At 36.6% G+C, this 13266-nt stretch carries 16 protein-coding genes; all 16 read right to left on the minus strand.

Annotated elements, in window-relative coordinates; translation table 11 throughout:
* Window positions 1-27: 27 nt before the first annotated feature.
* The gene (locus tag BW951_RS09265) at window positions 28-747 is read right to left on the minus strand and encodes a hypothetical protein (protein WP_076392076.1); all 720 of its coding nucleotides are present in this window, start codon (window positions 745-747) and stop codon (window positions 28-30) included.
* A gap of 23 nt (window positions 748-770) precedes the next feature.
* Complete coding sequence (locus BW951_RS09270) at window positions 771-1085, minus strand: hypothetical protein (RefSeq protein WP_139326138.1); 315 nt, start codon at window positions 1083-1085, stop codon at window positions 771-773.
* 89 nt (window positions 1086-1174) lie between these two features.
* Entirely contained in the window at window positions 1175-1732 is a 558-nt protein-coding gene (locus BW951_RS09275) for a YdeI/OmpD-associated family protein (RefSeq protein WP_076392080.1), read from the minus strand.
* 13 nt (window positions 1733-1745) lie between these two features.
* Entirely contained in the window at window positions 1746-2624 is an 879-nt protein-coding gene (locus tag BW951_RS09280) for a hypothetical protein (protein ID WP_076392082.1), read from the minus strand.
* Window positions 2625-2789: 165 nt separating this feature from the next.
* Window positions 2790-3938: an FAD-dependent oxidoreductase gene (locus BW951_RS09285; RefSeq protein ID WP_076392083.1), complete on the minus strand. Its 1149-nt coding sequence runs from the start codon at window positions 3936-3938 to the stop codon at window positions 2790-2792.
* Window positions 3939-3961: 23 nt separating this feature from the next.
* Window positions 3962-4465 (minus strand): helix-turn-helix domain-containing protein, encoded by a 504-nt coding sequence (locus BW951_RS09290; RefSeq protein WP_228427529.1) that lies wholly within the window; start codon window positions 4463-4465, stop codon window positions 3962-3964.
* The gene (locus BW951_RS23040; protein WP_228427530.1) at window positions 4440-4724 is read right to left on the minus strand and encodes a DUF6597 domain-containing transcriptional factor; all 285 of its coding nucleotides are present in this window, start codon (window positions 4722-4724) and stop codon (window positions 4440-4442) included. Before BW951_RS23040 ends, BW951_RS09290 begins: the two co-directional genes overlap by 26 nt.
* Window positions 4717-5385: a hypothetical protein gene (locus BW951_RS09295; protein WP_076392085.1), complete on the minus strand. Its 669-nt coding sequence runs from the start codon at window positions 5383-5385 to the stop codon at window positions 4717-4719. Before BW951_RS09295 ends, BW951_RS23040 begins: the two co-directional genes overlap by 8 nt.
* A gap of 1 nt (window position 5386) precedes the next feature.
* Window positions 5387-5866: a hypothetical protein gene (locus tag BW951_RS09300; RefSeq protein ID WP_076392087.1), complete on the minus strand. Its 480-nt coding sequence runs from the start codon at window positions 5864-5866 to the stop codon at window positions 5387-5389.
* Between the two features lie 17 nt (window positions 5867-5883).
* Window positions 5884-6147 carry a hypothetical protein gene (locus BW951_RS22375; protein ID WP_228427531.1) on the minus strand — a complete coding sequence of 88 codons (264 nt, stop codon included), beginning with the start codon at window positions 6145-6147 and terminating at the stop codon, window positions 5884-5886.
* 29 nt (window positions 6148-6176) lie between these two features.
* Entirely contained in the window at window positions 6177-6395 is a 219-nt protein-coding gene (locus tag BW951_RS22380; RefSeq protein WP_084196401.1) for a hypothetical protein, read from the minus strand.
* 46 nt (window positions 6396-6441) lie between these two features.
* A complete protein-coding gene (locus BW951_RS09310) occupies window positions 6442-8157 on the minus strand; it encodes a HAMP domain-containing sensor histidine kinase (protein WP_076392089.1) in 1716 nt (571 codons plus the stop codon).
* Between the two features lie 6 nt (window positions 8158-8163).
* Window positions 8164-9273 (minus strand): histidine kinase, encoded by a 1110-nt coding sequence (locus BW951_RS09315; RefSeq protein WP_076392091.1) that lies wholly within the window; start codon window positions 9271-9273, stop codon window positions 8164-8166.
* 125 nt (window positions 9274-9398) lie between these two features.
* Window positions 9399-10484, minus strand: coding sequence for a porin (locus BW951_RS09320; protein WP_076392093.1), 1086 nt, complete (start codon window positions 10482-10484; stop codon window positions 9399-9401).
* A gap of 11 nt (window positions 10485-10495) precedes the next feature.
* A complete protein-coding gene (gene kdpC / locus BW951_RS09325) occupies window positions 10496-11044 on the minus strand; it encodes a K(+)-transporting ATPase subunit C (RefSeq protein WP_076392095.1) in 549 nt (182 codons plus the stop codon).
* A 101-nt stretch (window positions 11045-11145) separates the two neighbouring features.
* Window positions 11146-13185: a potassium-transporting ATPase subunit KdpB gene (gene kdpB, locus BW951_RS09330; protein WP_076392097.1), complete on the minus strand. Its 2040-nt coding sequence runs from the start codon at window positions 13183-13185 to the stop codon at window positions 11146-11148.
* Window positions 13186-13266: the final 81 nt, after the last annotated feature.

Genomic DNA, 13266 nt, shown 5'->3' on the forward strand with positions numbered 1-13266 from the left:
CAAAGGTAAAATAATATTTGGAGATTTTTAAAACAGATATTTAAGTATTTCGTTAGCAATGGCAGAATCTTTTTTGGGAATTTGGGTACAACGTGTCTGAAATTCATCCCGTGAAATTTCTTTTTCGGAGTATAAATAGTGTTCAAACCACACTTTTCCTTTCGATTTCACAAACTTTTTATCGAGAGCCGGAGCAATTATGTAACGGTATTCTGAATGACAGTTCAAACAGTTATTTTCGTAAAAAACAATTCCGGGAGGGGAACTTTTAGTCTTAAAATTTTCCATCTCAATAATTAATGGCTTCTTTCGGGTAGACTTGTTCAGCTTTAATGTTTTAAAAATATCCAAAACCTGCTGAATATCTCCATTTTTATTTCTCATGTATAAACCCTGTGCAGAATCTGTTATGGGAATATAAACCGAAGCGAAACCTCCGTAATTATTTCGTGAAGTTTCAAAAACAGCTTCTGTACCGTCAATTGGAATTTGCATGAAAATATGATCTTTCAAAGGTTCTTTGTATATTTTCGGATTATAAGATCCGTATTCTATCCAGATGGTATCTTCATCTTTTGAAAGGTAAGCAATGTAAGAATCGATTCCTTGTAGTTTGGTAAATTTCCAGTCAGACGAATATTCAAAACCTATTTCACCAACATTGAATTTCTCAGTAAAAACAGTTTCTTTTTTAGCACAGAATGTAAGCGTTAAAAGTATGGGAATAAATAAAAGGCGAGTAGTCATTTGTTCTTTATCTGAAAGTAAATTTAAGCATTATCTAAAGTGAAAATCATCATCATCAACATCGTTAAAAAATAATATAACAACGTCGAACTAAGATATAAAATACAAAATATAACATTGAAAGTAAAATAGCCACGAATAATCGGAATGTTTTCCAAGAGGCTGTTGATCACGAAAAGCATTAAGAAATATCCGGGAACAGCAAAGTTAATCATCACCAGAAACAAGCAGTTTTCCAAACCTTTATATTCAAAGAAATGTGGAGTAATGATAATGACGTATAAACTTGCCAAAATGGTAATCATGAAAAGTACCGTTAAATATATTTTCAGCTTCATCTGCTTATTTTCCCTCCTGAAAAAGAGGAAATAATGGAAATTTGAAATTCCCAGTAAAGCGGCAAAAAAGATTAAAGCTTCCCACATCTCTATAAAACTCTCTTTTCCAGTTCGCTTTCCCGAATTGTCTTTTCCAATCTCGACAGTCTTGTTTTTTCCTGTTTCGCGCTCATGATCCAATGCAGCATTACTTTTTTATAAGAAGGAGCCTGATTGCTGAAAAATTCCCATGCTTTTTTATTGGCTTTAAATTTTTTTTCAAACTCAGGATCGAGGGTTGCAGGTTCTTTTTCGTGGGAATAGATCGCAGATTTTTCCTCTTTTCTCAGTTCAAAAGCTTTTCGTCCGGCTTCGGTCATTAATCCGACTTTTGTAAGTTCTTCCACTTTTCTGATATTGACTGCACTCCAGATGCTTGTCGGTTTTCTCGGCGTAAAACGGATGCTGTAACTTTCAACGTCAATCGATTTTCTCACCCCGTCGATCCAGCCGAAACACAAAGCCTGATCTACAGATTCCGACCACGTCATGGAAGGTTTTTTCGTTCCGACTTTCCAGAATCCCACCAACAATTCTTTTTCTGTGGTGTGATTTTTTTCGAGCCATTTTCGGAAATCTTCTGGTGTTGGGAAAAATGTTGCAGTCATTTCTATTTTGTTTTTAATTTTCTTTCAATCCGTTTTCAGGTTGTTTATTTTCCAAAGCATCTGAAAGTTCTTTGAAAATTATTTTCGAATAATGTTTTCGGGCTTTTACAAACAATCTTATCGTAGAAATATCATCGGAAGTCTGCAATCCGTTGAAATGCAACGTGGTTTGGTTTTCGCCAATGCTTCTCATCGCAAAATCTACATTTTTTAAGGTGTCCTTATCAATTACAAATTTTTTGATTGTATAAAAATGAATGTCATCCTGTTTAAAAAACGGGTATTTCTTGTAAGTTGATTCCGACATTGGGTAAACGGTATCGAAAACAATTTGATTTTCTTTTAATCTGTCTACAATTTCTTTCTGGGTCATTGCAACTCTAATTACACATTTCCTACAATTCAAATTGCCGTTGGAGTAGGTGTAAGAAAAGCTTGGAGGAGGTGCAGTTGCCATTAGAACAAATCCGGTGGGAAATAAAATGAAAGCAGGATTTATTTTTTGAATTTTAAGAAGATTAAGACAGTTTATTTTTTTAATTAAATAATAAGAAACCGGCAGAAATACAATTACCAAAAGATCAGAATAATCTACAACTCTTGTAATGGGAATCAATGTAAACTTGTTATACATTTCAATTACTTTTCCGGAATATGGAGATTTCCAGAATGCAAACAACAGAGCACTTATCCAGACAGAATGGATTTTTAGTTTCGGAAAAATATAGGTCAGAATCAACGGCAAAATAATAATTCCCACCATATCAGAAAGTTTTCCTGTGAACCAACTGGAAAAAATGTGCTTGAAAAAATGATCGTTTAAAAATAAAATAACAACACAGAATATGAAAATATAATTGAGAATTAAATATTTATTTCTTAGTGGCTTCATCTTAATATTTGATTGAAAGCCGAATTTACAGAATTTCTGATAAAGTAAGCATTCGTGTTGGATTTTAATTAGTTATTGTGGAGGTTTCGGGCGGAGCGAAGCTCCGCCCGAAACCCTTTAACCTTAAGTTCGAAACCTAAAATTCAAAATCTCAAACCATAAAATTTACCCTCCCTGAAACATATTCAGAAGATTTTGTATAGCATTTTCAGAATGAAGCATTTCTGTACTGTTTAAGGTAATCTCTGTAATTTCCGAAGCCCGTTTCAGCATACTTTTCTCGTAATTTGAAAAAGCCGATTTTGCGTCTTTAAAATTGTTGTCCGTAAGATTTTCTGCTAATTCAAAAGCATCCTGCATTGCCATATTCACGCCTTCTCCGGCATAAGGAGTCATCCTGTGAGCAGAATCACCCAGTAAAGTCAAATTCGTGGAAGTTTCCCATTTTTGATCAGGAGGGTAGTGGTATTGAGGACGTGGAATAATAGATATTTCATCGCTCTCAAATAATTCGTGAAAATCTTTACTCCATAAAGAGAATTCTTTTTTGAACCAGTTAAAAACCTGTTCCTTATTATCAAAGTCAATTCCGGAATCTTTCACCCAGTTTTCATCGGTTTTGCAGCCTGTGTAAAACGTTAATGTTCCGTCTCCTTTTGTACTGAAAAGCAAAGACTGATGCAGATCCAAAGCAAAAATTTTTCCGCCATTCACCAGTTTCCATAACTTCGGAGCGTTAATTTCTGCGTTGTAAATATTTCCTTCCACCATAGTTACTCCTGAATAAACAGGCTTAATATCCGTAAGATAAGACCGGATTTTAGAATTCGCTCCATCGGCTCCGATAACAATATCTGCGTAATAAGACTTTCCGTTTTTAAAATGCAGTTTCCACCCCTCACCATCTTTTTCCATCGAAATAAACTGACTGTCCCAAACCACAGTTTCAGGCTTTAAAGAATCCAGTAAGATCTTTCTGAGAGGTGCTCTGTCGATTTCCGGACGGTCTTCTGCATAAGATTCTTCGGAAGCATGTTCATCCAGGAAAACATTCAGATCTTTATCTAAAATTTTTAATTTTCCTGCGCTCGGACGATAGTTGGCTTTAAATTCATCCATCAAACCCGCTCTTTGAAGAGCTTCCAAACCAGATTCCTCATGAAGATCCAATGTTGCGCCCTGAACTCTTACATCTCTATTTTCATCTCTTTCATATACTTTTACTTCGGCGTTCTTTAGTTGTAAAAGTCTTGCTAAGGTTAATCCTCCGGGACCACCGCCAACGATGGCAATTTTTTTGTTGTCTGTTACCATAATTTAAATTTTATGGGACAAAATTACTTCTTGGGCAGAACGGAAAATTGTATAAATCGGTCGTTTTTATTTTGGCTTAATTCTTTTGGCAGAAATCCTGAAAGTTTTTTAATCTCCCTAATAAAATGAGACTGGTCGGAAAAATTTTCTTCAGGAAATAATTTTCCTTCCTTAATGTGCTGAAATGAGGCTCTGAAACGGAGAATTCCACAATATGATTTTAAAGAAATGCCAAATTGCCGGTTAAAGTAACGGTTGATTTGTCTCTCACTCCAGATTACTTTTTCCGAAAATTCTTTTACCGTTAATGAACCTTTTGACGAATAGATAAGATTAAATAATTTAAGTTTCCTTTCATCTGTTTTTTGTGTGGAAAGCTCTTTTTTTATTTGAAATGAAACCTTCTCACAGAATTTTTTAAAATCATTAAAATCCTCAATATTGAAATTCCAGAAATCGGCAGGTAGAATTTTTGCGCTATTTAATAATTCGGAAATGCTCTCATGCAAAATATATTCCGTCGCCAATAAATTGAAGCTGACCGCAAAAATCTTTGTTTTTTTCAGTAATAATCACATGTTCAGGATGTGTTCCGATTCCCAGTAAAACGACATGAAGCGGTTCGGTTGGAGATTGCGAAAAGATCAGATCAATCCTTCCGTCCGGTAAAAGAATGACTTCTTTATGTTCCGAAGGGTTATCCAGCATCCAGAAGCTTTCCACAAAATCGGAAAGTGAAAATTCTGGTTTTTGGGATTGAAAAATCAGATTTACTATTTTATTCATCAATTCCGTAAATTAAGATTTTATCAATTTCAGGAATATTCAAGTTTTCTTTTTTATTAATTCTGATGAGCTGCTCAGCAAAATATTGAAGTTCTTTTTTTGCATTTTCAATTGCTGTTCTCAACGATTCTTTATCTACTTCAATTTGATCCTCCGAAACAGGATAAGCATAACTTTCCTGGGGCATCGAATGTAAAAAATCGAAAATGATCTTATGTTCCTGTATTTCAACTTTAGGAGATGGATGTCCTGTATAAAAATGATGATTCCCTTCGTCGGAAACAAGATCTTCCCATTCAGTAATGTGTTTAAGCCTTCCGCAACATTGTGGAAAATAGGTGTCTACATCATTAATCTTTAAAATGTAACCGCCGTCCATAGAACACACCAAATCATCAATTCCGCGATTTTCTTCAGTCTGCTGTATTTCAATTTCTCTGTAAATGATTTTCAACAGATCTGCATCAGAAATTTCACTTATTCTGTAAAAAGAAGAACTTTTAAAATAAGCTTTGAAACTTTCGGAAAAACCAGTCTTTAGATTCGCGGAAATATTATAATTTTCCCACTCATCCGGAAATTCCAAATAGGAACCGGAAGGCATTTCCAGATCCTCATCGTAATTTGAAACTTCTATAACAGGTATAAGTTCTATTTTCATATTAATAAAATCTGCGGCTTTTGCCTTCTAATGTTTTTTCTAAAATGGAAAGCTGTTCATCAGAAAGATTTTTCAGTATAATCTGACGGCTTCTGTTCATCAGATGATCAGGATAATAAACAAGTTTAACACTTTTTCGGTCAATTTTATATTCTCTGAGCAAAACAGCACTTTTAGTATTTTTCCTGTTGGAATTTGAAAAAAATAAATTCGTAATCCGCCCCGGAATAAAACCGAAACTTTTCAGAAATAAAAAAATTGAATTATTGTTGATCAACAGATCAAATGTACCCAATTCCATTCCCCAACTGAGAAAGCCTTTGTCTGTAATTATTGTTCCGCTTATATTTTTAAGTTCAATTGAATTTTCCTGTCTGTAATTTTTAATAATATTTTTCTTCTGAATAAAAAAATAAATACTGACAATGATTGTAGAACAGATTGACGCAATAAAGAAATAATAAATAGGCAGTTCAAACATATTTTCTAATCATTAAATTACTTGTCAAATCGCCAATTATTAAGAACAATGGTAATGATTGGCTGTGACCACATTTCAAAGTTTTTTAATTTTGGTTTTATTGGAATAATAGAGGTTTCAAACCATCCTTTCTTTCCGACTACATTTATAATGGCATCATAATTTAAATTTTTGTCAAAAGGATTACTTACCGAAAGCGTCATTCCTTTGTTTTGCCTGCCGGAAACTTTCTGAGAAAATTCTATTTCTATGGTTTTTAAAGGGTTCTTATTTTCTTTCACAATCTTCATCGTTTGTATCTTATCATCTTTTACTTCTGTTTCAATAAAAAGATGCTCACCCGGATAAATTTGTAAAATATTATCTTTAACGAATATTTAGATTTTCCAATTTCTTGCTGATAAAATGTCATAGAATCAACAGCTATTTTTAAGGTAAACGCTTCACGAAATTCATTTTCATTTTGGGCAAAAACAAATTTTGAAATAATTAAAAAGAATAAGAAAACAAATTTCTGAAAAATGTTCATGAATAGAGTTTTGTCGCAAATATACTAATTCAAACGAAAATTTTATTTAAACCATCGGCAACACAAAATAAAAAGTACTTCCCTGATTTAAAGAACTTTTAACGCCGATTTCTCCGTTTTGTTTCTCAATGAAATTTTTGGAAATTGCAAGTCCTAAACCGGTTCCGTTCTGATGCTCTCCCGGAACCTGAAAATAGCGGTCGAAAATCTGTCGCTGGTATTTCTCTTCAATCCCTTTTCCGGTATCGGTAATGCTGAATTTAATTCCCGAATGTTCTTTTTCAACCAAAATCAGGATATTTTCATCCTGAAAAGAATGTTTAATCGCGTTGCTCAGGAAATTATTCATTACCCAGACTGTTTTATCAAAATCAGCCAAAACAAAGTCCTTTTCATCCGTCAGAAACTGCGTCTGGATCGAAATGTTTTTCTGTTCCGCCAGTTTTTCCACATTTTTTACAGCAGTCTGTACCATTTCTTTTGGAGCGCAGCTTTCGATATTCAGGCGGATATTTCCGGTTTCCACCTGGGATAAATTCAGCAGTTCTCCCGTAATATCAAGCAGTCTTTGTCCGTCTTCATTAATGCTTTTTAATAATTCTTTCTGCTGATCATTCAGTTCCCCGAATTTTTGATTTTCCAAAAGCTGAACGCCCATTTTTATGGCAGAAATCGGCGTTTTTAATTCATGCGAAATGGTTGCGATAAAGTTGGTTTTTGCAAAATCCAGTTCTTTGAAAGGAGTTATGTTTCTCAGCAGAATAACCTTTCCGATGTATTTTTTTTCCTTTTCTCCCGTCTTTGTAATATTGATCGGGATTACATCCTGCTCAAAATAATTTTCCTTATTGTCGGTTACAATTTTAATAGGATCTTTCTGCGGATGATTGATGTTTTTCAGAAGTTCCCTTATGAGATCATTGTTTACAGCCACTTCATGAACCGTTTTCCCGATAATTTCATCTTTATTGAGATTCGTGATTTTAAGAGCCTCATCATTAATCATATAAATAAAATGATTTTCGTCCAGACCGATTACAGCATCGTGCATATTATTCACGAGGGTTTCAATCCGTTTTTTATCCATAAGCTGTTCAGACAAAGTGCTGCTTTCATATTCCTGAAGCTTTTCCGCCATGATGTTGAAAGAATTGGCAAGATCGTTAAACTCTTCACTTCCCCGGAAATGAACCCTTTCGTTATAATTTTTATTCGCAATCTGCCGGATGCTGAACGTAAGCTGACTGATGGGTTCCGCAATCGTCTGAGGAAGATTAAAAACAAGCGTGATCGCAATTAAAAAACAGATGGTTCCGAGACAGGCGATCCAGAACGTCGCATTTTCTGCCGTAATGATGGCAATATCGCTTTTTCGCTCAATTCCTTTCATATTCAGAGACATGATTTTTACCAGATCTTCACGAATCAGTTTTTCCTTTTCCGGTGAAGGATCATGGATGTAGCTGTTGAAATGAAGATTAAGATTCTGGGTAGCTTCCTTCTCTCCGAATTCCGTTAAATTTCTTTCCTGAAGAAGATTATTTTTCTTAAAATCTTTAATGGCAACTGCGCTGTCGGTTTTCATTTTATCCAGAGCCAGAAGCATATTCTGAGAAAATTCCAGACTGTTGTAATTGGCGATAAGAATTTTTTCTGTATCAGATTTCAGTTTATTGATGTAAAAAGACCCGATAACCGATAGCAAAACAATCAGCACAAATAAAAGACCTACTCCGAGGGTGAGTTTCGTTTTTAGTTTCATTGCATTCTAAGATAAAATAATAATGTCGATCTGTCTTTCATTCAGTCGGTTCATTAAAGTGTAAATCCAGCTGTAGCCGAAAATTCTCTGTAGAAGATGAGCGTGCGGTTTTCCGATGCATACGGTGGTGATGTTATGCGCAATCACGTAGTCCAGAATTCCTTTATGAATACTGCTTTCCTTCTGCCGGATCACTTTGGCTCCCAATTCCTGAGCTAAATTAAAATTATTAATCAGAAATCGCTGCTTGTTCAGGGCAATTTTTTCAGGATTTTCTGATGGTTTCTGGATGTAAAGAACGGTCCACGGACTGTTGTAATAACTTGCCAGTCTTGCCGTTTTCCGAATGATATTTTTGGCTATTTTCTCGTTGCTGCTGATGCAGGCAAGAAATTTTATGGGTTTAAAATTCTCGGTTTTGATCTCTGTTTCTACCTTTCTTTCAACATGGGTTGCCACTTCTTTTAAAGCCAGTTCCCGAAGCTGCAAAATATGTCCGCTCTGGAAAAAATTGCTTAAAGCCGTCTGGATTTTCTCTTTTTTGTAAATTTTTCCTTCTTTCAGGCGAGTTAGAAGTTCGTCGGCGGTTAAATCGATATTCACGACCTCATCCGCCAGAGCCAGAATTTTATCGGGGACACGTTCCGAGACTTCTATTCCGGTGATCTTTTTTACTTCTTCATTCAGGCTTTCAATATGCTGAATATTCATCGCACTGATGACGTTGATTCCATTATCCAGAATTTCCAGAACATCCTGCCATCTTTTTTTATTTTTGGAACCTTCAATGTTTGTGTGAGCCAGTTCGTCCACCAAAACAACTTCGGGATGGGTATTAATAATGGTCTGAAGATCCATTTCCTCCAGATTTTTACCTTTATAAAAAGAAGACCGTCTCGGTATTTCAGGGATTCCGTCTGTTAAAGCGACAGTTTCTTCTCTTCCGTGGGTTTCGATGTAGCCAATTTTTACGTCAATTCCGTTTCGCAAAAGAGCATGCGCTTCCTGAAGCATACGGAAGGTTTTTCCTACACCCGCGCTCATTCCGATGTAGATTTTAAATTTCCCTTTTCTGGATTTCTGGATGAGTTCTAAAAAATCTTTTGCTGAAGACATTTTTTGACTTTTTTTATAATGGATTTATTTAATTACAAACCTAACAGGTTTTTAAAACCTGTTAGGTTTCCCATCTTAGAATTACTAAACTTTTAAAACTAAATCTAAGTTGATGCAGTCTTTTCTCAGAACCAGGCTGCTAAACTGGTGGTGATGAAAAAATTTCCCTGTCTGAAATTGTCGTTTTTCACAAAAATGGCATCTTTGGAAGTAAATCCTCTTGCTTCCGTACGGAAAACCACATTTTTCAGGATCTGATAATCGACATTCAGAGAATATCCGAAAGTCTGAAATCCATTAGGCGTTTCCGTAGCGATGATAACCCCGTTTTTGTCGCTGAAATATTCCACACGTCCCGCAAGACTCCACTGATCGTCAAACTGATACTTCATCAATACGTTTGGAGAATACCAAAGGTTGTAGCTTTCACTTCCTTTTTCTTTCTGTTCGGCTCCGACATCAAAACCTAACGTCGTTGAGAAATGATCTGTCAACTGAAAATTTCCGTACAGATCATGGAAGTAACGCATTCTTTTATCATCCTGCGGTTTATCGTTTCCTATGAATGAACTGCTGTTCAGTGTAATCTTATCGTTGGGTTTAAAAGTTATCTGATGCCCGAAAGAAAGACTTTTATTTCCTTCAGCTTTTGCAATTCTCTGCCATCCGTTTAAAACAAGACCGCTCAGAAACCATTTTCCGTTATCCGAAGTGTAAGAAACTTTGGCTCCGGTCTCGAAATAGGGAGAATTTTCTGCCGCGAGACTTCTGGTAAGATTAACGTTATCTTTCCCGATTGCGCTTTCCCAGCCAATGTGTGACGGCATGATCCCTGCATCGATCCACAGATTTTTTGTTTTGGAAATTTTAATCCCGATATTCGCTTCATTTACATATTTCAGAGCGTCCTGTTCCGCAGCCAGATTATCCTGTGCATAAGTTCCCGCCATCAGAGCGAGATTGGCGCGCATCCTGTCGTTTTCATAGTTGGCTTTAATGAATCCTAAATTGAGGTTAACTTCATTGTGCCTGTTGTAGCTGTACAAAAAGTTCTGGCGGTTTCCTCCGGAAGGTTCATTGAAATCATAGGTGTAAAAAAGTTCAGCGTAAGCAGAGATTTTCAGCTTGGCATCGGTTTTTGCAGAGTCTGTGTTTTGTGCCTTCGGTAAGAAAAATCCTGCCAATAAGAATGCCGCAATATATTTTTTCATAAAATTTTACTTTATTTAAGCTGATCCAGAGCAATATTAAGTTTCAATACATTTACTTTTGACGGACCGAAAATAGATGTTTCTGTTTGATTTTTGATAAGTTGTTCCAGTTTTTCTGAACTGATATTTCTGTTTTTTGCCACTCTTTTAACCTGATAAAAAGCGCCTTCCGGAGAAATATCCGGATCAAGTCCGCTTCCGCTTGCCGTTACCAGTTCTACAGGTACTTTTGCGTTCTGCATTTCGGGATTCATCATTTTTAAAGTGTCAATTCTTTTCTGTACGGTCTGAAGATATTCCTCATTACTCGGTCCTTTATTGCTTCCCGCACTTCCTGCTGCATTGTAATCTACCGCAGAAGGACGACCGTGAAAATACTTCGAAGACGTAAAATTCTGTCCGATATTGGCGTAAAATTTCTGTCCTTTAAAATTAATAATTTCTGCATTTCCCTGAGTCGGTAAAACTTTAGAACCTGCGTAAACAATTCCTAAATATATTCCGACAATTACAAGCATCACCAATGTAAGTCTGGATGCTGATAAAATATGATTTTTCATTTGAATTAAATTTTTGAGTTGAGTGGATAGAAGATGGAAGAAGGATGACGGAAGTTAAAATATTACGTTTCATTTCCAGCTTCCAGCTTCAAACTTCCAGCCTAATAAAAAAGACTTATAACTAAATCGATGAGCTTTATTCCGAAAAACGGGGCAATAATTCCACCCAGTCCGTAGATCAAGAGATTTCTTCTTAGCAGTGCGCTGGCTCCGATCGGTTTGTAAGCAACTCCTTTCAAAGCTAAAGGAATAAGGATCGGGATGATGATGGCGTTAAAAATAATCGCAGATAAAATCGCAGACTCAGGGCTGTGAAGATTCATAATATTCAGCTTCTGAAGCGCCGGAATAAACGTGATGAACAATGCCGGAATAATTGCAAAATACTTGGCAACATCATTCGCAATACTGAAAGTTGTTAACGTTCCGCGTGTCATCAGTAACTGTTTCCCGATTTCCACAATTTCAATAAGTTTCGTAGGATCATTATCTAAATCCACCATATTTCCTGCTTCTTTGGCTGCCTGTGTTCCGCTGTTCATTGCTACGCCCACATCGGCTTGTGCAAGTGCGGGAGCATCGTTGGTTCCGTCTCCCATCATGGCGACCAGTTTTCCTTCCTGCTGTTCTTTTTTAATATAGTTCATCTTATCTTCCGGTTTTGCTTCGGCGATAAAATCGTCCACTCCGGCTTTCTCAGCGATAAATTTTGCCGTTAAAGGGTTGTCTCCGGTTACCATTACCGTTTTCACGCCCATCTTTCTTAACCTCTGAAAACGCTCCTGAATTCCTGTTTTGATGATATCCTGAAGCTCGATAACTCCCCATACTTTTTCATTAACAGAAACCACCAAAGGAGTTCCTCCGTTTTCAGAAATTCTGGTAACGGCTTCCTGTGTTTCGGAAGGGAAAATATTTCCCGCTTTTTCTGTCAGTTTTTTAATCGTGTCATAGGCTCCCTTTCGGATTCTCGTGTTTTCAAAATCGATTCCTGAAGTTCGGGTTTCAGCCGTAAAATCAATGTAAACCGGATTGGGAACAAGTAAATCTTCGGATTTTAACTGGCTTAATTCGATGATCGATTTTCCTTCGGGCGTTTCATCCGCAACGGAACTCAGTGCCGAAGCTTTAATGAATTCATCAAGCTGAATTCCATTTGAAGGATGAAATTGGGTTGCTTTACGGTTTCCGATGGTAATGGTTCCTGTTTTATCCAGAAGCAGTACATCAATATCTCCCGCAGTTTCAACGGCTTTACCGCTTTTGGTGATCACGTTGGCTCTCAAAGCTCTGTCCATTCCCGCGATTCCGATTGCAGAAAGCAGACCGCCAATCGTTGTGGGAATCAAACAAACGAAAAGTGAGATAAATGCCGCAATGGTAATCGGTGTCTGCGCGTAGTCTGCAAAAGGTTTCAGGGTAACGGTTACGATAATAAAGGTTAGCGTAAAGCCTGCTAAAAGTATGGTTAATGCGATTTCGTTGGGTGTTTTCTGTCGGGAAGCACCTTCCACAAGAGCAATCATTTTATCTAAGAAAGATTCTCCCGGTTTGGTGGTTACTTTTACTTTTATTCTGTCGGAAAGGACTTTTGTACCTCCTGTTACGGAACTTTTGTCTCCTCCTGCTTCACGGATAACAGGTGCGCTTTCTCCAGTGATGGCAGATTCGTCGATGGTTGCAAGACCTTCGATAATTTCTCCGTCCATCGGGATTTGGTCTCCGGCTTCGCAAAGGAAAATATCGCCCAGTTTCATTTCGGCAGATTTTTTCATCACGGTTTCTACCTGAAATCCCTGTTTGTTGCTTACGACAACTTTTGCGGGAGTTTCCTCACGGGTTTTTCGTAAAGTATCCGCTTGCGCTTTTCCTCTTGCTTCAGCAATGGCTTCGGCAAAATTGGCGAATAAAACCGTAAAAAATAAGATAACGAATACTAAAAAATTATAGCTGAAACTGCCTTGAGACTTGTCTCCGGTAAGGCTGAACAGGCTTACAATAAGCATGACAACCGTTCCGATCTCTACGAGAAACATGACAGGATTTTTAAACATGATTTTCGGATTCAGTTTTACGAAAGACTGTTTGATGGCTTCGTTTACCAAATCTTTTTGAAACAATGTCTGAGATTGATTTTTCATTTTGTTTTGAAAGTGTTATATCATTGGAAACCAAAATCAACCATTAAAGCAAATTAATATTAAAGAATAAAAATGGATAAT

This window comes from Chryseobacterium gambrini (assembly GCF_900156825.1).
GTDB lineage: Bacteria > Bacteroidota > Bacteroidia > Flavobacteriales > Weeksellaceae > Chryseobacterium > Chryseobacterium gambrini.